This window comes from Burkholderia sp. MSMB1078WGS, from assembly GCF_001528895.1.
In the GTDB taxonomy this organism is placed as follows: Bacteria; Pseudomonadota; Gammaproteobacteria; order Burkholderiales; family Burkholderiaceae; genus Burkholderia.
In genome coordinates, this window is sequence record NZ_LPDI01000082.1 from 1 (window position 1) to 21,259 (window position 21,259).

Sequence of the window (21,259 nt, forward strand, 5' to 3'; positions counted from 1 at the left end):
AAACGCTGCAAAACCAACCTTGAAACCGGACATTTTTAAATGGCTCGAAGGTGGACATCTGAATCCGGGTATGACATGTATTGTAGCAGCTAAGTTCAAATGTCCGCTTCCGGCTAAGTTCAGATGTCCGTTTTTCGACCCGTCGCAAGCTGACCGACCGCTGGCAATCCAGCGCCGGAGGCTGCGATGGCTGCAACGGAACGGATCACGATGACGATGCGCGAGCTGGACCGATTCAAGGTCATTCAGGACGTAGCCGACGGCAAGCTCAAACCATGGCGTGCGGCGGAACGGTTGGAACTGACGACCCGGCAGGTTCGCCGACTGGTCGCCAGATTGCGGGAAGACGGACCTCAAGGTCTTGTGTCGGGACGGTATGCGAAGCCCAGCAACACCCGGCTGGACGCGGTAATTGTGGACCGGGCGCTATCGATCATCCGCGATCGCTCGCCGATTTCGGGCCGACGTTGGCCTGCGAGAAGCTCTGGGAGTGTCACGGCATTCGGCCGGCCAAGGAGGCGGTCAGGAAGCTGATGACGGAGGCCGGGTTATGGATTCCGCGTCGGCAACGACCGCCGAGCCGACCGTCTGGCTGAAATCACTTTTAAATCGCCGGCGGGCGGACATCTGAATCCGGGTATGGCACGCGTTATCAAACCCGGATTCAGGCGATGCGAAACACGGAATTGCATCGTAATCCAAATTGTTTAAGTGTCGACCATCCTCTGCGCGATCGCGTCGCGCTCGACCGCACGCACGCTGGCGGCCGCCGTGCCCTTTGCCGCATCGATACGCCGGATGTCCAGCGTCGGTGAATCGATCAGCCTCGTATCCCGGGCCGTCGCGATCCCCCCTGAACCGTCCATTCACCCTGCAACTACCACTACTGCCAGTACCTGCGCTGTCCGTGGCCTCTTAATCTTGTCGTCACCACTGGCGCGCCGTCGAAGGCCGCGCCGCTTCGACTGGAGACACGAAAGATGCCATTTGACTGGACGCAGGAGCAGCACGCGACGCGTACGCGGTTTCGCGATATCGGCGCGGGGATCGCCGCTGCCGTCGAACACGACGGCAACGCGCCCGCCGGGTTCGACGAAGCCGGCTGGACGCGGCTCGGGCACGAAGGACTGTGGGACATGATCGTGCCGGAGACGTATGGAGGCGACGGTCACGGCTGGTGGCATTTTTCCGCGGCGCTGGAAGGGCTTGCATCGTCGATCCGCCGTCCGGCGCTGCTGCTGTCGGTGATCGCGCAGGCCGGCATGGTGCGCGCGCTCGAGCGATATGGCACGGCGGCGCAGCAGGACCGCTATTTCGGCGCGATCCTGCGTGGCGAACTGAGCGCGACCGCGATTGCCGAGCCGGGCACCGGCACCGACGTGCGCAGTATCGCGACGACGCTCGTCGAGCACGGCGACGGCTACCGGCTGACCGGCAGCAAATTCAATATCGCGCATGCACCGCTTGCGCGTTTCATCCTCGTCGTCACGCGCATCGAAACGCCGGGTCGGCGCAACACCGCGCTCGTGATCGTCGATCGCGACCAGCCGGGCATGACGGTGGCCCCGCCCGACCGCAAGCTCGGCCTCGACGACCTGCCCACCGGCGCGCTGCATTTCGACGACTGTCCGATCATGCGCGGCCAACTGCTCGGCGAACCGGGTGCCGGGCTCGGCAACCTGATCGACATCATCTCGCTCGGCCGTCTCTATTACGGTCTCGTCGCCGCCCAGGTGACGGCGCCCTATCTGCACGATGCGATCGGCTATTGCCGCGAGCGACGCAGCTTCGACAGCACGATCGACACGCATCAGTACGTGCAGCGCCGCCTCGTGGACCTGCAGATCGGCATCGAGCGCGGCACGTGGCTCGCGCGCGGCGCGCTCGCGCAGTTGCTGACGGATCATCCGCAAGCGTTGATGACGTGCTCGATCGCGAAGCTGGTCGGCGCGCAGGATCTCGTCGACAGCGCGCTCGGCCTCGTGCGGCTGTACGGCAGCCTCGGCTACCAGGCCGGGCCCGTGGCCGCGTTCGTCTCGGACGCGCTGGGCTTCATGAGCGTCGGCGGCACCGAGGAAATGCATCGCAAGAACATCTTCAACCAGATGATGCGCGCCGGCTGATCGCCCGCGCCATCGCCACGCGTACCACGCGCCCTACAGGAAACCACGCATGACACCGACGAACCGACGCCCTTCCCGCCTGCGCCGCTCCTGGCTGTTTCTCGCCGGCGCCGATCACGATGCGCTCGTTGACGGCACCGCGAGCGGTGCGGACGTCCTGATCCAGGAACTGGAAACCTTTACTCCTCCCGACCGGCGCCCGGCCGCGCGCGAACTGAGCGAGCGGGTGCTCGCGGGCTGGCGCGATGCCGGCGTGCTGGCGTCCGTGCGCGTGAATCCGCTCGACGCGGGCGGCATCGACGACCTGCGCGCCGCGATGCGCGGGCGCCCGGACATCGTGATGATGTCGTACGTCGCGACGCCCGAGCAGGTCGTCGCGCTCGACGAAGCCGTCACACGTTTCGAGCGCGAGTACGGTATCGCACCGGGCTCGACCGAGCTCGTGCCGAACGTCGAGACGACGCTCGGACTCGTGAACACGATGGCGATCGCGCGCTCGAGCCCGCGTGTGTCGGCCGTGCTCGTCGCAACCGAGGACATGGTGGCCGACATGGGCGCCGAGCGCACCCGTGCGGGGCGCGAGCTCGACTACGTGCGCTCGCGCTTTCGCGTCGAATGCGCGGCGGTCGGCGTGACCGCGATCGACTGCCCGTACAGCTATGCCGACAACGAAGGTGCTGAACTCGACATGCGCGTGTCGCGTGGCCTTGGCTACCAGGCGAAAGCGATCGTCAACGCGCAGTTCGTGCCGGTCGTCAATCGCGTACTGACGCCGACGGCCGATGAAGTCGCCCTCGCCCGCCGCGTGATCGACGCGTTCGATCACGCGCGGCGCGCCTCCGGCGGCCGTCGCGTTGCCGCCGCCGTCGTCGACGGCTTCCTCGCGGAAGTCCCCGACTATCTCGCCGCGCATCGGTTGATCGCCCGCGCGACGCAATTCGGCATCGCATGAGTGTCGCCATGGATACGATCGCAACGCGCCTGAAGGCGCTAAAAACCCTCGCCCACGCTGCGCCGCACGTGGCGACCGACAACTGGGCCGGCACGCCGCACGCGCAGTTCGAACGCTGGCTCGACGAGGCCGTGAGCGCCGGCGCACTCGAACCGCAGGTGACGACGCTGTCGACGCTCCACCCGGACGGACGGCCCGATGCACGGTCCGTCGTGCTGCTGAATGTGGACGCTCGCGGCTGGCATTTCGCGGCGAACGCGTGCAGTCCCAAGGGGCGCCAGCTCGCGAACCGGCCGTTCGCGGCGCTGACTTTCTACTGGCCCGTGATCGCGAGCCAGATCCGGCTGAGCGGCCCGGTCGAGCGGTTGCCGGCCGCCGAAGGCCACGCCGATTTCGCGGGCCGCCCCGAGCGGTCGCGCGCGAGCATTCTGGCCGGACGGCAAAGCGAACGACTCGACGATCCCGCCGACCTGACGCGTGCGATCGACGCGCAGCTCGAGCGTCTGGCCGCCGACCCCGCGCTCGTGTCGGAGGACTGGCACCTGTATGCGCTGGCGCCCGACGAAGTCGAGTTCTGGCGGGCCGACAGTTCGCGCCGTTTCGCGCGGCAGGCTTACCGTCGCGCCGGCGCGCGCTGGGAACGGTGTGCGCTATGGCCGTGATGTCCGCCGAAGCGCCGTCGCTGCCGCGCGACGGCATGCATGACCGCCTGCACGACGACACGCGGCTCGCGCACGCGGGCCGCGACAGCGCCGCGTGGCACGGCTTCGTCAATCCGCCCGTCTACCATGCGTCGACCGTGCTCAGCCCGACGGTGTCGGATCTGTTGAACCGCACGCAGCCGTATATCTACGGCCGTCGCGGCACGCCGACGACGGAAGCGCTCGAGCGCGCGGTGACGAGCCTCGAGGGGGGAGCCGGCGCGGTGCTGTGCCCGTCGGGCCTGTCCGCGTGCACGCTCGCGCTGCTGTCGTGCCTGAAGCCTGGCGACCATCTACTGATGACCGCATCGGTCTACGGCCCGGTGCGTCACGCATGCGAAGGCGTGCTTGCGCGGCTCGGCGTCGAGACGACGTGGTACGACGGCAGCACGCCCGTCGCAGCCGCGTTTCGTCCGAACACGCGCGCGCTGTACGTCGAAGTACCCGGGTCCTACACGTTCGACATGCATGACATCCCTGCCCTCGTGCGGCTCGCGCACGCACACGGCGCCCAGGTCATCGCGGACAACAGCTGGGCCACGCCGCTGTTCTTTCAGCCGCATGCGTTCGGGATCGACCTGTCGATCCAGGCCGCCACCAAGTATCTGGTCGGGCACTCGGATGCGATGCTCGGCACGGTGTCGGCCAGCGCGCGCGCGTGGCCCGCGTTGAAGCAACTGCATGGCGATCTCGGACTGTGCGCGGGCCCCGACGACGTGTATCTCGCGCTGCGCGGGTTGCGCACCCTCGGCGTGCGGTTACGGCAGCACCAGCGCAACGCGCTCGCGGTCGCGAGCTGGCTCGACGGGCGTCCCGAGGTGCAGCGCGTGCTGTATCCGGCCTTGCCGGGCGACGACGGGCACGCGCTGTGGCGCCGCGATTTCCGTGGCGCGTCGGGGCTGTTCTCGGTCGTGCTGCAGCCGGCTCCCGCGCACGCGATTGACGCGTTTCTCGATCACCTGACGCTGTTCGGGCTCGGCTATTCGTGGGGCGGCTACGAGAGCCTCGCGCTGCCGTTCGAGCTGGAGGCGCACGGCCTCGCGGCGCGCTGGCCGTCCGGCAGCCGCGGCGTGCGCCTGCACATCGGGCTCGAGGATCCGGACGACCTGATCGCCGACCTGGCGGCTGGCCTCGATCGCTACGCGGCATGCGCGTCGATCGCCGCCTGCGAGGATGCGTCGCGATGCTGACCGTCTGGGGCCGCCGCACGTCGTTCAACGTGCAGAAGGTGTTGTGGCTGATCGGCGAGCTCGGCCTGCCCTACCGGCATATTCCGGTCGGCGGCGAGCACGGTTCGCTGCAGACGCCCGCATTCGCGGCACTGAATCCGACCTGCCGGATTCCGGTGATCGACTGGGACGGCGACGTCGTATGGGAGTCGCACACGATCCTGCGCTATCTGGCCGCGCGGGTGCCGAACAATCCGTTCTGGTGTCGCGACACGTTCGCACGTTCGCGCGCGGAGCGCTGGATGGACTGGTCGCAGACCGCGCTCGAACCCGACGTGATGACCGGACTGTTCTGGGCACTCGTGCGAACGCCACCGGAGCGGCGCGACGATGAGATCGTGCGCGACAAGGCCGCGCGCAGCGCCATGCATTACCGGCTGCTCGACCGGCTGCTGTCGACCCAGCCGTTTCTCGGCGGCGCGACGCCGGGCCTGGCCGACATTCCGGCCGGCGCGACGCTGTTCCGCTATTTCTCGCTCGACGTCGAGCGGCCGCCGCTGCCGCACGTCGAAGCCTGGTACGCCCGCCTGTGCCGACGGCCCGCCTACCGCGAACAGGTGATGGTGTCGTTCGACGCGTTGCGCGGCCAGCCGGGCTGATCTTCTACCGACTACACGACATGACGCACTTCGCACTTCGTCCGATCCTGATCGTGCTGCATCGCGAACAGTCGAGCCCCGGCCGGATCGGCCGGCTGCTCGCCGCGCGCGGCCATCCGCTCGACATCCGCCGTCCGCCGCTCGGCGATCCGTTGCCGGCGACGCTCGCCGACCATGCCGGCGCCGTGGTGTTCGGCGGCCCGATGAGCGCCAATGACGGCGATCGCTGGATCCGCGACGAGATCGACTGGATCGGTGTGCCGCTGCGCGAGGCGGCGCCGTTTCTCGGCGTCTGCCTCGGCGCGCAGATGATGATCCGCCATCTGGGCGGTCGCGTGAGCGCGCATCGGGACGGGCGCGCGGAAATCGGCTACTGGCCGATCGCCGCGACGCCGGCCGGCCGGCGGCTCGGTTCATGGCCGTCGCACGTGTACCAGTGGCATCGCGAGGGCTTCGAGCGCGTTGCCGGGCTCGAGATTCTCGCGACCGGCGAGCATTTCGAGAACCAGGCCGTCCGTTACGGGCCGTGCGCGTATGGTGTCCAGTTCCATCCGGAAGTGAGCTATCCGATGATGCGGCGCTGGAGCACGGCCGCCGCGCACAAGCTCGCGGCACCCGGCGCGCAGGACCTCGCGACGCAGGCGAGCGAAGGCTGCCGCCACGACCGCTCGACGGCCGCGTGGCTCAGCGCGTTTCTCGACCGCTGGCTCGACGAGACGCCGGCATCAGGTCGGCACCGTCACGTCGGAGATGCTGATCAGCCCCCACTCGACCGCGCGCAGCACGGCTTCGTGCCGACGTGACACGTTGAACTTGCGGCGAATGTTCATGAAGTGGAAGTTGATGCACGACTCGGTCACGTTCAGGATGTGGCCGATTTCCCACGAGGTCTTGCCGGCCGCATGCCAGCGCAGGCACTCGACCTCCCGCCGGCTGAGGCGCGGCACGCTGTCGGGCGGTGCGTGGTAGCGCGTGCCGGCGATCGCTTCGCATGCGATGTCGCGCAACAGCGTGAGCGCGGCCAGATGCCGGTCGCAGCGCTCGCGCGTGGCGGCGAGATCGTCCGCGCTCGCGCACGACAGCATGCCGACTTCCCCCTTCGGGCCGTGCACGGGCAGCACGACGCCGCTGCGCATGCCGTACGCGGCCGCCGCTTCGTAGCACGGCCGTTGCCCGGGCAATTCGTACAGCGCGTCGTCCCAGACGAGCGGCAGCGCCGAACGAAAGCAATGCTGCAGCATCGGGTCGATGCGGTCGAACTGCCGCTGCCGGTACAGCGCCGTCCAGCCCGGCACGCCGCTGCTCCACTTGCGCGCGAGATCGAACGATGCGCCGGTAAATGGCAACACGATCAGCACGACCTTGTCGAATCCCATGCCGGCGGCCGCGTCGGTCATCCGCTGCCATGACGCGTCCGTGTCGCCGGGTACCAACCATTTCAGACAATCCAGTCCTTTCATACAAGCCACCCCGTTTATTCGTTGAAATCTTCAATCAGGCGGACTTGCGCAACCGGTTCGAGGCGTTGCGCGCGAACGGGCCGCGCTAAACCGCCTCGGTCAGTCGTCGCCGACCCGCCTGCTTCGCGTCATCCAGCGAAGCCGCGACGTCGAACGGAATCCCGAACGCCTTTTCGATGCCGGATGCGTTGGCAATGGCCGCTTCACGCTCGTTCGGGTCCGGTTCGACCGACACGAGCGCGCGGCAGACCGCAGCAAGCGCGGCGCGGTTCTGCTTGAGCCACATGCCGCGCTCCTTGCGGTCGTCGTGCGGCTCGTCGGGGCGGGCCGGCGGAAAGATCATGACAAACGGCTCGCCGTGCAGCATCAGCGCATGCATGTCGTCGAGCCAGCGTTGTGCGTAGCCGGGGGATGCGATTGCATCGTTGCGCACGACGACGAGCGGAAATTCCGCGACGTCGAATACGGCGAGCGTCGCCAGTGCGGGCGGCGTGTTTCCGGCGTGGTGGGTAGGCATCGGGTCAATCTCCATCGAATTGAACAGCATGGGTCGGAACGGGCCGCGCAGCACTCGCTTCATCGTTTGGCGGCGGCCCCGGGGCCGAACGGCGGGCGGGCGAGCCACACCACCGCGATCACGGCGAGATACACGCAGCCGAGCGCGAACGACACGTCGTTGAACGAAATCTGGTACGCCTGCGCATCGACCAGGTTGCCGAGCAGCGCCGCCGCGCGTTGCGGATCGCCGCCGCCGAGCTGCGCGAGCTCCGCGCGAACGGCCGGATCGAACTTGCTCACGTGTTCGCTGAGCTGCGCGTGATGCAGGATCGCGCGCCGGTCCCACAGGAACGACGTGATCGACACGGCGAAGCTCGCGCCGAGCGTACGCAGGAACGTCGACAGGCCGGAGCCGGCGGCGATCTCGTCCGGCTTCAGGTCGGACAGCAGGATGCTGTTGATCGGCATGATGAACAGCGCGAGGCCGAGGCCCTGCAGCAACTGGATCAGCGCGATGTGCGTGAAGTCGACGTCGGGCACGAAACCCGCGCGCAGGAACGACGACGTACCGAGGATCGCGAACGCGCAGCACACGAGCACGCGCATGTTGAAGCGCGGCGCGTACTTGCCCATGAACGGCGTCATCAGCACGGGTATCACGCCCATCGGCGCGACAGCCAGCCCGGCCCAGAACGCCGTATAGCCGAGCGTGCGCTGCAGCCACTGCGGCACGATCACGTTGACCGCGAAGAACGCCGAGTACGCGAGCACGAGCGTCAGCGTGCCGGCCGCGAAGTTGCGATGCGCGAACAGCCGCAGGTTCACGATCGGGTTCGGCTCGTTGAGCTCCCAGATCAGGAACAGCAGGATCCCGAACGCGGCGACCACGGACATCACGACGATGAACGTCGAGTTGAACCAGTCGGCCTCGTTACCCTTGTCCAGCACGATCTGCAGCGCGCCGACGCCGACGACGAGCGCGGCGAGACCGACGTAGTCGACGCGCGCGGCGACCGTCGTCTCGACGCGCGCGCGCATCTGCGCGAACACGCACATCGCGGCGAACACGCCGATCGGAAGATTGATCAGGAACGCCCAGCGCCACGAGTAATGTTCCGTCACCCAGCCGCCGAACACGGGGCCGGCGATCGGCGCGACGACGGTGACCATCGCGATCATCGACAGCGCGAAGCCGCGCCGCTGCGGCGGGTAGATCGACAGCATCAGCGCCTGGGTGGTCGGGATCATCGGGCCGGCCACGAGGCCCTGCAGCGCGCGGAACGCGACGAGCTGCGGCAGGTTCTGCGCGAGGCCGCACAGCAGCGACGCGAACGTGAACGCCAGCGTCGCCCACACGAACAACCGCACTTGTCCGACGCGCTTGACGAGAAACCCGGTCAACGGCAATGCGATCGCATTGCTGACCGAGAACGTCGTGACGACCCATGCGCTCTGCGTCGTGCTGACGCCGAAGTTCCCGGCGATCGTCGGCAGCGAGACGTTCGCCACGGTGCCGTCGAGCACCTGCATGAACACCGCGAGCGCGAGGCCGAACGTCGTCAGCGCAACGCTCGACGGACGAAAGCCGGCGTCCGCGGCTGGCATCGGGCCGCTCATCGCACACGCTCCGCACGCACCGCCGCCGGCAGGTTCGCATGCACGATGTCCGCGATCAGGCTGTCGGCGCGCGCGAGCTCGTCGCGGTACACGTCGGTCCGAAACACCGGCGAATCCTGCTCGCGACGCGACAGCATCGCGCCGCTACGGTCGTGCTGGTCGACGCGCACATGCATCGACAGGCCGATGCGCAGCGGATGCGCGTCGAGTTGCGACGGATCCGTCAGTTCGATGCGCACCGGCAATCGCTGCACGATCTTGATCCAGTTGCCGGTCGCGTTCTGCGCGGGCAGCAGCGAGAACGCGCTGCCGGTGCCGACGCCGAGGCTCTGCACGCGGCCCGTATACCGCACGGCGTTGCCGTACAGGTCGGCCGTCAGTTCGACCGGTTGCCCGATCCGCATGTGCTCGAGCTGTTTTTCGGTGAAGTTCGCGTCGACCCACAGCTCGCGCAGCGGTACGACCGCGAGCAGCGGCACGCCGGGCGACACGCGCTGCCCGACCTGCACCGTGCGCTTGGCGACGTAGCCGGTGACGGGCGCGACGATGTCGGTGCGTGCACGGGCAAGATAGGCGGCGCGCAGCCGCGACGCCGCAGCTTGCACGTCGGGATGCGACGCGACCGCGGTGTCGTCGACGAGCGCCTTGCTCGTCTGGTGCTGTTCGCTCAAGGTCGCGAGCGCGCTTTGCGCGGCGGCGTACGCGCTTTGCGCGGACGTCAGCGTGTCGAGCGCATGGGCGAGCTCCTCGCGTGAGATCGCGCCGGAGCGGCCGAGATCCTCGCGGCGCCGGTAGTCGGCCCTTGCCTTGTCGAGCGCGGTGCGCCGCGCGTCCAGGTCGGCGCGCGCGCCGTCGATGCTGTTCGCGAGCCCGCGCTCGTTGCTGTACAGGCCGCGCACCTTGCGCACGGTGGCCGCGAGATCGGCCTGCGCGGCCGCGAGCGCGATCTGCGCGTCGCTCGCGTCGAGACGGACGAGCGGCGTGCCGGCGCGGACGAGGTCGCCGTCGTCCGCGTCGATCGACACGACGGTGCCCGTCACCTGCGGCGTCAGCTCGACGACGTTGCCTTGCGCGTACGCGTTGTCGGTGGACTCGTACCAGCGACCGACGATTCCGTACCAGATACCCCACCCGGCGATGCCGACCGCGAACGCGGCGACGAGCGCACGTACGAGGTGCTTGCGTCTGGCGGGCGGCGGCGTGGCCGGTGCGGCGCCGCCCGGTACCGGTTGCGTGCGGGCGTCCGCCCCACCTGGGGCGCGTGGCGCACCGGTGTGGTCGGCCGACGGGTGCTGGCGGGCACTGGCGGGATCGGCGGCTGCGGGCCGCACGGGAGTCTGCAGGGTGTTGTCGCTGCTCATGGTTCGATGTCAAGGACGGTTGGAAGGCGTGGCGGCAAGCGCAACGTCGTCGGGCTCGGCGCGAAAGCCGCCGCCGAGGGCTGCAACGAGCTGCAGCGACTGGTCCGCGCGCTGGGCGCGCAACGCGGCGACTTCGCGACTCGCGATCAAGAGCTGCTGGCGCACGACGAGCGCGTCGAGGTAACTGCCGACGCCGGCCCGGTAGCGCGCGTCCGCGAGCCGCCATGCATCGGTGGCGGCATCGAACGCGCGCTGCTGGGCATCGGCCTGCACGGCGAGCGCATGCAGCCGGTGCAGATCGTCGGCCACCTCGCCGATCGCGCCGATCAGCGTCTTGTTGTAGGCGGCGACCGCGACGTCGTATTGCGCGTCGCGCTTGCGCAGCACGCCGCGCCGTTCGCCGCCGTCGAAGATCGGCAGGCTCACGGCCGGGCTGACGTTGTAGGTGCGCGAGGCGGCCTGGAACAGCGATGCGCCGCCGCGCGTTGCAAGACCGATCAGCGCGGTGAGACTCACGTCGGGCAGGAAGTCCGCGCGGGCGGCCGCGACGTTGCGGCTCGCGGCCTCCACCCGCCAGCGTGCGGCGACGAGATCGGCGCGCCGGCCGAGCAGCGCGGCCGGCAGGTCGGCCGGCACCGCGAGCGCGGCGGCGGGCAGCGGCGCAGGCCGCGCGAGCGCGAGGCCGCGATCGGGGCCTGCGCCGAGCAGGATCGCGAGCGCGATGCGCGCGCTGTCGACCGCCTGCGCCGCGCGTGCCTGCTCGCGCATCGCGGTCGCGACTTCGCTTTCCGCCTGGCGCTGCTGCGCGACGTTGTCGATGCCTTTCATGACACGCTGTCGCGTCAACGACAACGCTTCGTCGGCGCGGTCGTATTCGGCCTGCGCGACGTCCTGCTGATCGAACGCATAGGCGAGATTCACGTAGGCCCGCGCGACGTTGACGGACAGCAGCACGCGCGCGGCCCGCGCATCGATCCGTGCGGCCCGCGCTTCGCCGAGCGCGGCTTCCCACGCCGCGCGGCGGCCGCCCCACAAATCGAGATCCCAGCTCAGGCCGAGATTGACCTCGCGCGTGTGGCTGAAGAAACCGCCGCCCTCACCCGCCGAGAATTGCGTGCCGGACGTTCGCTCGCCTTTCGCGCTTGCACGGCCGACGAGGTGCGGCAGTCGGGCGGCCTGCGCTTCGATCACGAGCGCCTGTGCCTCGCGGGCACGCGCATCGGCGGTCGCGAGATCGGGATTGCCGGCAAGCGCTTCGTCGATCAGCGCATTCAGTTGCGCATCGTTCAGCGCAACCCACCAGTCGGCGGCCGGCCAGTCGCCGGCCGGCGCATGCGCGAGGCTGCGCGATGCGGCGAGCGTATCGGCGCCGCGCAGCGTACCGGCGGGCGCGAGCCCGTCGCGGCTCGCGCAGGCGCCTAGCAAGGCGAGCGCCACGGCGACGGCCATGCGCGACAGCGTGCGCAGCGTGACGGCATCGCGTGGCGAGGGAGCAAGTGCTGCATGCATCGCGTTCCTCTGCTTCGTTTGGGTTTGAACACGACTCGCATTGTTGGACGCTCGCGGGCAAAGCTGATAATGTTGTTTAGACAAAAAATAATGAATTCCGGCCATGCCCATCCGAGACGCTTCTCCCGCCCGCGCAGTGCAGCGCGCCAACGCCGATCCGAGCGAACGCGCGGACGGCCCGTCACTGATCGCCGTCTGGGGCGAGGACGACGGCAGCAACGCCTACCAGCTCGGCACGCGAGAGGTCGACTGGCACAGCCATCTGCGCGGCCAGGTGTTCTGCGTCGAAAGCGGATTCGCGCACGTACGCACGCCGCACGGTTCGTGGCTGCTGCCGCCGCATCGCGCGGGCTGGATTCCGCCGGGAGAGCAGCACAAGGTCAGCATCAGCGGTGCGTTGAGCGGCTGGAGCGTCGTGATCGCACCGGCCGCGAGCCGCCGGATGCCCGATCAGCCGTGCGTGATCGCGATCACCGAACTGATGCGCGCACTCGTGCGGCGCGCAGTGTCGTGGGCCGCTCAGGATCGGCTCGACATCGAGCAGGCGCGCATGAGCGTCGTGCTGCTCGACGAGATGCGCCGCGCGCCGCACGAACCGCTGCACTTGCCGATGCCGCACGACCGGCGGTTGCTGCGGATCGCCAACGCGATCCTCGGGCAGCCGCACGATGGCCGCACGCTCGACGCATGGGCCGAATGGGCCGGACTGTCCGCCCGCACGCTGAGCCGGCTGTTCGTCGCGGAAACCGGCACGAGCTTCGCGCAGTGGCGGCAACAGGCACGGCTCACGCATGCGCTCGAACGTCTGGCGAACGGCGACAGCGTCGCCAACATCGCGGACGCGCTCGGCTATGCGACGCCGAGCAATTTCATCGCGATGTTCCGTCGCGCGTTCGGCGATTCGCCTGCCCATTACTTCGCGAAGCGCAAGCAGCCGTAATGCCGCACGGCATCGCACGGCCCCTATCACCCCTGCCAGTACTGCGCGCGCATCGACGTCGCTATAGTCGCCGTGCGACCGGCCGGTCGGTCGCCCAATGTGACCTGTGGAGGATGTCGATGTCGAATGCCGTCGGATCGGACAACACGCCGATCGTCTCCGAGCAGCAGCTCGCCGATCATCTGGCCGCCGGCTGCAAGCCGGCCGCGCAGTTCCGGATCGGTACCGAGCACGAGAAGTTCGTCGTTTCCCGCGCGACGCACGCGGCTGCGCGCTATGAAGGGCCGTCCGGCATCGCCGCGGTGCTGGCGCGGCTGCGCGGCGACGGGGCGCCGATCGTCGATGCCGGGCAGACCGTCGGCGTGATTCAGCGCGACGGCGCCGCGATCTCGCTCGAGCCGGCCGGCCAGCTCGAACTGTCGGGTGCGCCGCTCGATACGCTGCACGACACGCATGCCGAACTGCATGCGCACCTCGCCGCGGCCCGTGCAGCATGCGATCCGCTCGGCCTGCGCTGCGTGCCGCTCGGCTTTCACCCTCACCTGTCGCGCGACGCGCTGCCGTGGATGCCGAAGCAGCGCTACGCGATCATGCGGCGCTACATGCCGCGTGTCGGCACGCGCGGGCTCGACATGATGCAGCGCACCTGCACCGTGCAGGTCAACCTCGATTTCGCATCGGAAAGCGACATGGCGCGCAAGATGCGCGTCGCGCTCGCGTTGCAGCCGGTCGCGACCGCGCTGTTCGCGAATTCGCCGTTCCGCGACGGCCGCCCGTCGGGCCTGCTGTCGACGCGCGCACACACGTGGCTCGATACCGACGAGGATCGCTGCGGCGTGCCGGCGCTGTTCCTGTCGCGCAGCTTCGGCTTCGAGCGCTACGTGAGCTGGCTGCTCGACAACGTGCCGATGTATTTCGTGCGGCGCGGCGATCGTTATGCGGATGCGACCGGGCACACGTTCCGCGATTTCATGCGGCGGCGCATTCCGCATCTCGAAGGCGAGACGCCGACGCTGGGCGATTTCGCGGACCATCTGACGACGGTGTTCACCGAGGTACGGCTGAAGCGCTATCTCGAGATGCGCGGCGCCGATGCCGGCTCGCCCGACATGATGGTCGCGCTGTCCGCGTTCTGGACCGGCCTGCTGTACGATCCGGCCGCGCTGTCGGACGCCGGGACGCTGGCTGCCGCGATCGACCGCGGCACGTTGCTCACGCTGCGTCGCGACGTGCCGCGTACCGGGCTCGATACGCCGGTCGACGGCCGGTCGTTGCGCGCGATCGCGGCCGATGCGCTCGCGATCGCGCAGCGCGGCCTGCGCGCGCGGGCGCGCATGGATGCGGCCGGCCGCGATGAATCGATGTATCTCGCGCCGCTCGACGAGATCGTCGCCGGCGCGCCGACCCAGGCCGAACACTGGCTGGCCCGCTATCGCGACGCGTGGGCCGGCGATGCGACGCGGATCCATGACGAAGCCGCCATCTGAGCACGTCGCGCCGGGCCGCTCACGCGCAGCAGGCGAGCAGCGGCTCGTGAGCGAACTCGACGCCGATCGGCAGCGCGTGGCCGCGTCGCCGCGTACGGACGGCGTGCGCGAGCGTCTCGAACAGCCGAGCGGTATCGGCGAACGACAGGCACGCGTCCGTGATGCTCTGCCCATAGCGCAGCGGTACGCCGGGCACGAGATCCTGGCGCCCTTCGATCAGGTTCGACTCGATCAGCACGCCGACGATGCGCGTATCGCCGGCCGCCACCTGCGCGGCGACTTCCGCGCCGACCGCGAGCTGATTCCGGTACTGGCGGCGGCTGTTGCCGTGACTGACGTCGATCATCACACGCGGTGCGAAGTGCGCGGCCGTCATGCGCTCGCACGCGGCATTCACGGCGGCCGCGTCGAAATTCGGCTCGCGGCCGCCGCGCAGCACGACGTGCGTATGCGGATTGCCGGACGAAGCGGCCGCGCATAGCCGGCCGCCCGCATCGATCGACAGGAAGCGGTGCGCGTGCGCCGCCGCGCGCATCGCATCGACGGCGATCTGGACATTGCCGTCGGTACCGTTCTTGAAGCCGATCGGGATCGGCAGCGACGACGCCAGCTCGCGATGCACCTGCGACTCCACGGTGCGCGCGCCGATCGCGCCCCACGCGACCAGATCGGCCAGGTAGCGCGGCGACAGCGGATCGAGCAACTCGGTCGCAGCCGGCATTTCCGTGCCGTTGATGTCGCATAGCAACGCACGGGCCGTGTGCAGTCCGACGTCGATCCGGTCGCTGCCGTCCAGCAGCGGATCGTTGATCAACCCCTTCCAGCCGACCGTCGTGCGCGGTTTCTCGAAGTACACGCGCATCACGATTTCCAGTTCGTCCGCAAAGCGCGCGCGTTGCAGCGCGAGCCGCGCCGCGTAGTCGCGCGCGGCGTCGGGATCGTGTATCGAGCACGGACCGGCGATCACCACGAGCCGGTCATCCGTGCCGTCGAGCACGTCGACGATCGCGCGGCGGGTCGTATGAACGGTGCGCGACGCGCGCCACGCCGGCGGCAGTGCGTCGGCCAGATCCGCAGGGGACGGCAAGCGCAGCACGGCGTCGCGGTTTGTCGTCCAGGCGTTTGCATCCATGGGGACTGCCCTCCTGTCGATAATTAACGAGACTTTTTACTACAGCGCGACTGTATTGAATGGTGCTTTCGACGCGCAACTAACATATTTATCAGTATCTAATTCATAACCTTATGAATATGAAGAATAAGCGTCGGATTCAATAATCGGGGGTCCGGCAATTTGTCGTTAACGGGGCGTGAAATGGAGCGTGCATTCGGTTTTCATTTGAAAACGCGGATGCGATTGTTGCGCGGCAATGCGCGCACGGACGGCATTTTTACCAAGCTTCGCTATTCGTTCTGATAGTGGCGGCCCGATAGTCGTTCGATTAATTTTCGGATGCCCGACAGGCCATTCGGGCTCGAAAATATAAATCAACCCAGTCATTGCGGAGAGTCATCATGTCGAAGCGACATTACGAAACCCCCATTCACGTCAAGTATCGCGATACGGATTCGATGGGGCATGTGAGCAGTCCCGTCTATTACGACTATCTGCAGCATTCGTATCTCTGCTACATGTTCGACCTGCTCGGCCTGCCGCGCAGCGAGAAACTGCCGCACATCATGGTGAAGACACAGTGCGAATACCTCGCGCCGGCACAGTTCGGCGACAACCTGACCGTTCGCTCGAGCATCGTGCGCTTCGGCAGCAAGAGCTTCGATCTCGAACACCTGATGGAGCGCGACGACCAGACCATCGTCGCGCGCGGCGTGTCGACGCACGTGATGTTCGATTACGCGAACAACACGACGCTGGCCGTGCCCGACGAATTCAAGACGCGCGTGCTCGAATTCCAGGGGTCGCTGTAATGGGGGCGCGCCTGCTCGGGAGCGACACGTGAGCTGCGCGGTGGCGCGCGCCCGGCGCCGGATCGGCGCGATCGTCGAGCGGCGGGACGATCGCGCGATCGTGATCGTCCGGCATGCAGCGCAGGCATTGCTCGAGCCGGCGACGCTCGAGCGGCACCGTGCGCTCGCATGCCGCCATGAGGACGAGCTGGAGGTGCTGCTGCAGCCGTGCGGCGGTGTGCACGACGGCGTGCGGCCGCTGCTCGGCCGGCTGCGGGACGCCGGCGTGGCCGTGGCGCTCGACGCGGCGACGGTGGCCCACGACGCGTCGCTGCTCGAATTCGCGAGCTGGGTCACACGGTGTACGACGCCCGACGGTTCGGCGGCGGCCCCCGACGACACGGCCGTGCCCGGCGGTGCGCTGCTCTACGGGCTGGTCGTGCGGTGGCGCGATCTGCACGGCAGGTGGCGACGGCCGGGGCGCGACGCGGAGCCTGAACGCACGCCGCGGACCATCGCGGCGGACGCGGCCGAGCACCTCGTGGCCGGCGATCCCGACGCGCCGGTGCTCGGCGCGCTGCTCGACGCCGATGACGCGTCGACCGACGCGGCGCTCGACACGCTGTCGGATGCGGTGCGCGCGCGACGGATCTGTCTGGCGACGCGGGCGCGCTGGCCGCTCGCGCGACGGTTATGAGCGGCGTGGTCGCGCCGGCTGGCGGGCGCGCGTTCCTGGTCGGCATGATGGGTGCAGGCAAGTCGACGCTTGGCCGCGCGCTCGCGGCTTCGCTCGGCTGGGCGTTCGCCGACAGCGACGACGAGATCGAACGGCGCACGGGGCGCTCGGTCCCCGCGCTGTTCGATGTGGTCGGCGAAGGCGGCTTTCGGCTGCTCGAAACGCAGATCGTCGACGAGCTGACGCAACGCGCGAACGTGGTCGTCGCGACCGGCGGCGGCTCGGTCCTGAATCCGCGCACCCGCGCCCGCCTGAGCGAACGCGGCAGCGTGATCTATCTGCATGCGGATCCCGATGTGCTGTGGCGGCGGACACGCGACGACACGCGGCGGCGGCCGCTGCTGCAGTCGGGCGAGCCGCAGCAGACGCTCGCCGCGCTGTACCGGATGCGCGACCCGCTGTATCGCGAATGCGCGCATGCGCTGGTCGATACGGCCGCACATGATGTCGCGCGCGCGACGGCGGAAGTATTGACGTTGCTGTTTGCGCGGATGAAGGCGCCGGAGTGACGGCGCTTTCGCTTCCCTGCCCTTCGAATCGAGCGCGCGTTCGGTATCACGCGCGTTTTTGGAACGGCGAGTTCGGATTCTTTATCGTCCTATTGTGATAAGAAAAGTTATCCAGATGGTAGTGTTTCGTGATCCAACTGCGTGTTCCGCGACAGAAGAATCGACGCGCCGCGCGCCGCGAATCCGTACTCGTCGAACCACCCGGCGCGGTGTCGTCGCGCGACACGTAACGTCTCCGTTTCGAATGCGCTCGTTGTCCGTGCAAGCGCAGGCCGTCGGCGGGTCGCTCGCGATCGGGGCCTGCAAAGCTGGGAGAGACGGTGCGCTGTATAAAGCGGAATAATGACGAGGCGCCTGTTCGCTTTAGGGAAACGTTGAGCGGACGACTGCTCCGCTTTCCCGCGGCCTTTCCGGAATCGTTCGCCGTTCGTCGATGTCCGGCCATCATCGCCGGACCGCCCGAAAGCCTTGTCCAGCAAGGCGCTACACGATCCAGATACATTGAAATACAAAATATCGTATGCGATTTAATCGAATGCGCTTGACCTGGCTGGCCGTCAGGCGGAAACTGCGTCGCATGCGATCGAATCGCATCTGAGACAAACCTACCGACGGAGCAAACGATGAGCAAGATCGACAAAGTGCTGTACACGGGCAAGACGCATACGACTTCCGGCGGCCGCGACGGCGCCGCGCGCAGTTCCGATGGCCGCCTCGACATCCAGTTGTCGTCGCCGGGCAGCGCCGGCACCGGCACCAACCCGGAGCAACTGTTCGCAGCCGGCTGGTCGGCCTGCTTCATCGGCGCGATGCAGCTTGCGGCGCGCGCCGCGAAGGTGACGCTGCCGGCCGATCTCGCGGTCGACGCCGAAGTGGATCTCGGCACGGCGGGCAACGCGTACTTCCTGCAAGCCCGGCTGAACGTGAGCGTGCCGGGGCTCGAGCGCGACGTCGCGCAACGCATCGTCGACGCCGCCCACCAGACCTGCCCGTATTCGAAAGCGACGCGCGGCAACATCGACGTCGACATCCGGATCGCCTGAACGTTGCATCGGGCGGCCGAGCGCCGCCCTCCCGAATTCCCGATTCCTTTTCCATCGAGGTGAAACATGAAAGTCCAACTGATCGCTGCCCTGTTCGTCGCTGTTTCGGCTGCCGTTGCCGCTCCGGCGTTTGCCAATGAAGCTACCGTGACGCGTGCGCAGGTGCGCGCCGAACTCGCGCAGCTTCAACGCGTCGGCTATCCGCTGAACCGCGCGACCGACGCCACCTACCCGAACGATCTGCAGGCCGCGCTGACGCAGATCCACGCCGACGATGCCGTCGCGGCCAACGCCGCAGCGTCCGGCTACGGCAGCGACGGCGACACCGCGACGCAATCCGGTCGCCGGCACGTCGCAAGCGTGGCCGAGCGCTCGGTGTACTTCGGTTACTGAGCACACACGCGGTACGTGAACCCTGATTCCCTTTATCCCTGATTCCATTTTGTCGAGGTGAACGATGAAAACCCGATTGATCGCTGCCCTTCTCGTGGCTGTTTCCGCTTCTGCCGCCGCACCGGCGTTTGCCGACGAAGCCGTCGTGTCCCGCGCGCAAGTCCGCGCCGAACTCGTCCAACTGGCACAGGCCGGTTATCGGCCCGGCCGCGCGAACGATCCGCACTATCCGGACGACCTGCAGGCCGCGTTGACGCGCATTCATGCCAGCAACGCGGTGGCGGCCGATGCTGCGGCATCCGGTTACGGCAACGATGCCGCCGCCGCGACGCAGTCGGGTAGCCGGCCGGCGACGCGACTCGCCGAACGCTCGATCTACTTCGGTCATTGAACGAACGCGCGAACGGCGCCGATGGCCGGCGTGCGATGCGCAACCCCTGAATTCCTGAATCCCTGTCGAGGTGAATGATGAAGACCCAACTGATTGCCGCCCTTCTCGTTGCCGTGTCGGCTTCTGTCGCCGCACCGGTTTTTGCCGGCGAAAGCACTGTCACGCGTGCGCAGGTGCGTGCGGAACTGGCCGCGTTGCAGCAAGCCGGCTACCAGCCGAATCGCCCGAACGATCCGAACTACCCGGACAATATCCAGGCCGCGCTGAACCGGATTCGCGATGGCGGCGCCGTCGCGGCCGATACGCAGGCGGCCGGTTACGGCAGCGACGCCGGCGGCGCCACGCAGTCCGGCAGCCGAAACACGGTGCGTACAGCCGAGCGCTCGATCTATTTCGGCCATTGAGCGCGGTACGGCGAATTCGGCCGCCGAAGTCCACCATATAACTCGCATGCGATGTAATCGCATGCGAGTTATTATTTGCATCGTCCGGACTGCATCGTCAGCGCTACCTGTTCGCCTGATCCGGGATTATTCTGTGCGGCACCCCATCTTCCACCAAGGAGCCGCCGATGCCGGACGCCATGACCGGAAACGCGACAGGCGATGCGCACGTGCTCGACCGGGTCGTCTGGAATGCGCTCACGGGCAGGCAACGCCGTTTCGCGCTCGGCGAGGGTCGCGCGCTGCGGTTCCCGGCGGCCATCGCGCCGTTTGCCGCGATCGACGACACGAGCCCGGCGTCGTTCGGCGCGCTGTGCGAACTGATCGCCGCACACGGACCGGCGGCGCTCGTCACGCCGGACGAGATCGAGCCGCCGGCAGGCTTGTCGGTGATCCGGCGCGCGACGTTGCTTCAAATGACCTGGCAACGGACGTTCGATCCGACGCACGACGCGGAATCTGTCTCGCTCGGCGAAGCCGACGTGCCTGACATGCTCGCGCTGACCGCCGCCGCGCAGCCGGGCCCATTCGGTCCGCGCACGTTCGAACTGGGCCACTACGTCGGCGTGCGCCGTGAAGGCCGGCTGGCCGCGATGGCGGGCCAGCGAATGCAGGTCGACGGATATACCGAGATCAGCGCCGTCTGCGTGGATGCCGCGTTTCGGCGGCAAGGGCTGGCGACGCGGCTGATCCGGTCGTTGATCGCGACGATCGGTGCGCGTGCGGAAACGCCTTTCCTGCACGTCCTCACGACGAATCAGGTGGCGATCGCGCGCTATCTCGCACTCGGTTTCGTCGTCCGTCGCGAGATGCACCTGCTGGTGGTGGGCGACGCGCGCACGTGACAACGCGGCCGGCGCGATTCCCGCGTCGGCCGCTTGTCGTGTCTGGATATTTTTATGCTTCGGTCGACCGGATCAGGTTGCCGCGCAGCGTGACGATCGCCTTCTGCACCTTGGCGAACTCGTCCGGCTTCAGCCCGGTAGCTTCGACCAGGTTCATGTCGAGCCCCTTCTCGCGCACGCGGCGACCGCTTTTGGTCAGGCTGACGAGCACCTGGCGCTCATCGGACGAATCGCGATGCCGCTCCAGATAGCCCATCGCCCCGAGCTTCTTCAGGATCGGCGTCAGCGTGTTGGATTCGAGGAACAGCTTCTCGCCGAGCTGGCCGACGGTCTGGTTGTCCTGCTCCCATAGCGCAATGATCGTGATGTACTGCGTATACGTGAGGCCGAGCTCGTCGAGAATCGGCTTGTATGCCTTGCCGAACGCGAGGTTCGCCGAGTAGATCGCAAAGCACAGGAACTCGGACAGCTTCGGCGCGGCGGACGACGGGGTTTCGGTCGGTTTCATGGACTTCCTC

General features: G+C 67.9%; 24 protein-coding genes and 1 pseudogene. 17 read left to right on the plus strand and 8 right to left on the minus strand.

The genetic code is table 11. The features are described from left to right. Nucleotides 1–357 (minus strand): hypothetical protein (locus tag WT24_RS35395; protein ID WP_257127527.1); only part of this gene is annotated, 357 nt, incomplete at its 3' end. Here WT24_RS35395 and WT24_RS33120 point away from each other — a divergent pair. From WT24_RS33120 to WT24_RS18840, 7 genes and pseudogenes are all read left to right on the plus strand, one after another. Continuing rightward, nucleotides 244–578: pseudogene (locus WT24_RS33120) on the plus strand (helix-turn-helix domain-containing protein); the annotation flags it as partial. The gene WT24_RS35395 and the pseudogene WT24_RS33120 sit on opposite strands and share 114 nt — an antisense overlap. 402 nt (nt 579–980) lie before the next feature. Next, complete coding sequence (locus WT24_RS18815) at nt 981–2,123, plus strand: acyl-CoA dehydrogenase family protein (protein ID WP_060035457.1); 1,143 nt, start codon at nt 981–983, stop codon at nt 2,121–2,123. A gap of 49 nt (nt 2,124–2,172) precedes the next feature. Beyond that, the gene (locus tag WT24_RS18820; protein WP_059785824.1) at nt 2,173–3,075 is read left to right on the plus strand and encodes a CoA ester lyase; all 903 of its coding nucleotides are present in this window, start codon (nt 2,173–2,175) and stop codon (nt 3,073–3,075) included. A gap of 8 nt (nt 3,076–3,083) precedes the next feature. Beyond that, entirely contained in the window at nt 3,084–3,737 is a 654-nt protein-coding gene (locus tag WT24_RS18825; protein WP_060035459.1) for a pyridoxal 5'-phosphate synthase, read from the plus strand. Continuing rightward, entirely contained in the window at nt 3,737–4,966 is a 1,230-nt protein-coding gene (gene metC, locus WT24_RS18830) for a cystathionine beta-lyase (protein WP_373557243.1), read from the plus strand. The genes WT24_RS18825 and metC overlap by 1 nt, the downstream gene beginning before the upstream one ends. Continuing rightward, nucleotides 4,960–5,604 carry a glutathione S-transferase family protein gene (locus tag WT24_RS18835; protein ID WP_082742238.1) on the plus strand — a complete coding sequence of 215 codons (645 nt, stop codon included), beginning with the start codon at nt 4,960–4,962 and terminating at the stop codon, nt 5,602–5,604. The genes metC and WT24_RS18835 overlap by 7 nt, the downstream gene beginning before the upstream one ends. Before the next feature lie 20 nt (nt 5,605–5,624). After that, nucleotides 5,625–6,407 (plus strand): glutamine amidotransferase, encoded by a 783-nt coding sequence (locus WT24_RS18840; RefSeq protein WP_082742008.1) that lies wholly within the window; start codon nt 5,625–5,627, stop codon nt 6,405–6,407. Here the strand turns inward: WT24_RS18840 and WT24_RS18845 are convergent. From WT24_RS18845 to WT24_RS18865, 5 genes are all read right to left on the minus strand, one after another. After that, the gene (locus tag WT24_RS18845) at nt 6,330–7,064 is read right to left on the minus strand and encodes an autoinducer binding domain-containing protein (protein ID WP_059498898.1); all 735 of its coding nucleotides are present in this window, start codon (nt 7,062–7,064) and stop codon (nt 6,330–6,332) included. The genes WT24_RS18840 and WT24_RS18845 overlap by 78 nt on opposite strands. An 85-nt stretch (nt 7,065–7,149) precedes the next feature. Then, nucleotides 7,150–7,635 carry a hypothetical protein gene (locus tag WT24_RS18850; protein ID WP_257127522.1) on the minus strand — a complete coding sequence of 162 codons (486 nt, stop codon included), beginning with the start codon at nt 7,633–7,635 and terminating at the stop codon, nt 7,150–7,152. A 5-nt stretch (nt 7,636–7,640) separates the two neighbouring features. Next, nucleotides 7,641–9,179: a DHA2 family efflux MFS transporter permease subunit gene (locus WT24_RS18855; RefSeq protein ID WP_034207345.1), complete on the minus strand. Its 1,539-nt coding sequence runs from the start codon at nt 9,177–9,179 to the stop codon at nt 7,641–7,643. Beyond that, on the minus strand, nt 9,176–10,540 hold the full coding sequence (locus tag WT24_RS18860) for an efflux RND transporter periplasmic adaptor subunit (RefSeq protein ID WP_060035465.1): 1,365 nt from the start codon (nt 10,538–10,540) through the stop codon (nt 9,176–9,178). The genes WT24_RS18855 and WT24_RS18860 overlap by 4 nt, the downstream gene beginning before the upstream one ends. A 9-nt stretch (nt 10,541–10,549) precedes the next feature. Further along, the gene (locus WT24_RS18865) at nt 10,550–12,049 is read right to left on the minus strand and encodes an efflux transporter outer membrane subunit (protein ID WP_060035467.1); all 1,500 of its coding nucleotides are present in this window, start codon (nt 12,047–12,049) and stop codon (nt 10,550–10,552) included. A gap of 103 nt (nt 12,050–12,152) precedes the next feature. Between WT24_RS18865 and WT24_RS18870 the strand changes: the two genes are divergently transcribed. Together WT24_RS18870 and WT24_RS18875 are read left to right on the plus strand one after the other, a co-directional pair. Then, nucleotides 12,153–12,989 (plus strand): helix-turn-helix domain-containing protein, encoded by an 837-nt coding sequence (locus tag WT24_RS18870; RefSeq protein ID WP_059498901.1) that lies wholly within the window; start codon nt 12,153–12,155, stop codon nt 12,987–12,989. Between the two features lie 119 nt (nt 12,990–13,108). Then, complete coding sequence (locus WT24_RS18875; RefSeq protein WP_060035635.1) at nt 13,109–14,476, plus strand: glutamate--cysteine ligase; 1,368 nt, start codon at nt 13,109–13,111, stop codon at nt 14,474–14,476. 19 nt (nt 14,477–14,495) lie between these two features. Here the strand turns inward: WT24_RS18875 and WT24_RS18880 are convergent, their stop codons facing one another. After that, on the minus strand, nt 14,496–15,608 hold the full coding sequence (locus tag WT24_RS18880) for a 3-deoxy-7-phosphoheptulonate synthase (RefSeq protein ID WP_082742231.1): 1,113 nt from the start codon (nt 15,606–15,608) through the stop codon (nt 14,496–14,498). Between the two features lie 383 nt (nt 15,609–15,991). Here WT24_RS18880 and WT24_RS18885 point away from each other — a divergent pair, with 383 nt between their 5' ends. The 8 genes from WT24_RS18885 (at nt 15,992) to WT24_RS18920 (ending at nt 20,741) form a co-directional block, all read left to right on the plus strand. After that, nucleotides 15,992–16,402: a thioesterase family protein gene (locus WT24_RS18885; protein WP_034207340.1), complete on the plus strand. Its 411-nt coding sequence runs from the start codon at nt 15,992–15,994 to the stop codon at nt 16,400–16,402. Nucleotides 16,403–16,430: 28 nt separating this feature from the next. Next, entirely contained in the window at nt 16,431–17,078 is a 648-nt protein-coding gene (locus WT24_RS18890; protein WP_060035469.1) for a hypothetical protein, read from the plus strand. Beyond that, on the plus strand, nt 17,075–17,626 hold the full coding sequence (locus WT24_RS18895) for a shikimate kinase (protein WP_156440185.1): 552 nt from the start codon (nt 17,075–17,077) through the stop codon (nt 17,624–17,626). The genes WT24_RS18890 and WT24_RS18895 overlap by 4 nt, the downstream gene beginning before the upstream one ends. Nucleotides 17,627–18,249: 623 nt before the next feature. Next, entirely contained in the window at nt 18,250–18,669 is a 420-nt protein-coding gene (locus WT24_RS18900) for an organic hydroperoxide resistance protein (protein ID WP_034201940.1), read from the plus strand. Between the two features lie 66 nt (nt 18,670–18,735). Next, on the plus strand, nt 18,736–19,062 hold the full coding sequence (locus WT24_RS18905) for a DUF4148 domain-containing protein (RefSeq protein ID WP_060035471.1): 327 nt from the start codon (nt 18,736–18,738) through the stop codon (nt 19,060–19,062). Between the two features lie 64 nt (nt 19,063–19,126). Continuing rightward, complete coding sequence (locus WT24_RS18910; RefSeq protein ID WP_059789929.1) at nt 19,127–19,453, plus strand: DUF4148 domain-containing protein; 327 nt, start codon at nt 19,127–19,129, stop codon at nt 19,451–19,453. A 74-nt stretch (nt 19,454–19,527) separates the two neighbouring features. Then, nucleotides 19,528–19,857 (plus strand): DUF4148 domain-containing protein, encoded by a 330-nt coding sequence (locus tag WT24_RS18915; RefSeq protein WP_059498904.1) that lies wholly within the window; start codon nt 19,528–19,530, stop codon nt 19,855–19,857. Between the two features lie 167 nt (nt 19,858–20,024). Next, nucleotides 20,025–20,741 (plus strand): GNAT family N-acetyltransferase, encoded by a 717-nt coding sequence (locus WT24_RS18920; RefSeq protein ID WP_060035473.1) that lies wholly within the window; start codon nt 20,025–20,027, stop codon nt 20,739–20,741. Between the two features lie 52 nt (nt 20,742–20,793). On the opposite strand, the gene WT24_RS18925 is transcribed toward WT24_RS18920, so the two are convergent. Then, nucleotides 20,794–21,249 (minus strand): MarR family winged helix-turn-helix transcriptional regulator, encoded by a 456-nt coding sequence (locus tag WT24_RS18925; RefSeq protein WP_060035475.1) that lies wholly within the window; start codon nt 21,247–21,249, stop codon nt 20,794–20,796. Nucleotides 21,250–21,259: the final 10 nt, after the last annotated feature.

Excerpts from the sequence above, each read along its gene's own strand:
- WT24_RS18905 (WP_060035471.1), top strand. The coding sequence starts at position 18,736 with ATGAAAGTCCAACTGATCGCTGCCCTGTTCGTCGCTGTTTCGGCTGCC.
- WT24_RS18895 (WP_156440185.1), top strand. The coding sequence starts at position 17,075 with ATGAGCGGCGTGGTCGCGCCGGCTGGCGGGCGCGCGTTCCTGGTCGGC.
- WT24_RS18855 (WP_034207345.1), bottom strand. The coding sequence starts at position 9,179 with ATGAGCGGCCCGATGCCAGCCGCGGACGCCGGCTTTCGTCCGTCGAGC.
- WT24_RS18840 (WP_082742008.1), top strand. The coding sequence starts at position 5,625 with ATGACGCACTTCGCACTTCGTCCGATCCTGATCGTGCTGCATCGCGAA.
- WT24_RS18885 (WP_034207340.1), top strand. The coding sequence starts at position 15,992 with ATGTCGAAGCGACATTACGAAACCCCCATTCACGTCAAGTATCGCGAT.
- WT24_RS18865 (WP_060035467.1), bottom strand. The coding sequence starts at position 12,049 with ATGCATGCAGCACTTGCTCCCTCGCCACGCGATGCCGTCACGCTGCGC.
- WT24_RS18880 (WP_082742231.1), bottom strand. The coding sequence starts at position 15,608 with ATGGATGCAAACGCCTGGACGACAAACCGCGACGCCGTGCTGCGCTTG.
- WT24_RS18860 (WP_060035465.1), bottom strand. The coding sequence starts at position 10,540 with ATGAGCAGCGACAACACCCTGCAGACTCCCGTGCGGCCCGCAGCCGCC.
- WT24_RS18835 (WP_082742238.1), top strand. The coding sequence starts at position 4,960 with ATGCTGACCGTCTGGGGCCGCCGCACGTCGTTCAACGTGCAGAAGGTG.
- WT24_RS18915 (WP_059498904.1), top strand. The coding sequence starts at position 19,528 with ATGATGAAGACCCAACTGATTGCCGCCCTTCTCGTTGCCGTGTCGGCT.
- WT24_RS18900 (WP_034201940.1), top strand. The coding sequence starts at position 18,250 with ATGAGCAAGATCGACAAAGTGCTGTACACGGGCAAGACGCATACGACT.
- WT24_RS18820 (WP_059785824.1), top strand. The coding sequence starts at position 2,173 with ATGACACCGACGAACCGACGCCCTTCCCGCCTGCGCCGCTCCTGGCTG.
- WT24_RS18925 (WP_060035475.1), bottom strand. The coding sequence starts at position 21,249 with ATGAAACCGACCGAAACCCCGTCGTCCGCCGCGCCGAAGCTGTCCGAG.
- WT24_RS18875 (WP_060035635.1), top strand. The coding sequence starts at position 13,109 with ATGTCGAATGCCGTCGGATCGGACAACACGCCGATCGTCTCCGAGCAG.
- WT24_RS18825 (WP_060035459.1), top strand. The coding sequence starts at position 3,084 with ATGGATACGATCGCAACGCGCCTGAAGGCGCTAAAAACCCTCGCCCAC.
- WT24_RS18910 (WP_059789929.1), top strand. The coding sequence starts at position 19,127 with ATGAAAACCCGATTGATCGCTGCCCTTCTCGTGGCTGTTTCCGCTTCT.
- WT24_RS18870 (WP_059498901.1), top strand. The coding sequence starts at position 12,153 with ATGCCCATCCGAGACGCTTCTCCCGCCCGCGCAGTGCAGCGCGCCAAC.
- WT24_RS18815 (WP_060035457.1), top strand. The coding sequence starts at position 981 with ATGCCATTTGACTGGACGCAGGAGCAGCACGCGACGCGTACGCGGTTT.
- WT24_RS18920 (WP_060035473.1), top strand. The coding sequence starts at position 20,025 with ATGCCGGACGCCATGACCGGAAACGCGACAGGCGATGCGCACGTGCTC.
- WT24_RS18845 (WP_059498898.1), bottom strand. The coding sequence starts at position 7,064 with ATGAAAGGACTGGATTGTCTGAAATGGTTGGTACCCGGCGACACGGAC.
- metC (WP_373557243.1), top strand. The coding sequence starts at position 3,737 with ATGTCCGCCGAAGCGCCGTCGCTGCCGCGCGACGGCATGCATGACCGC.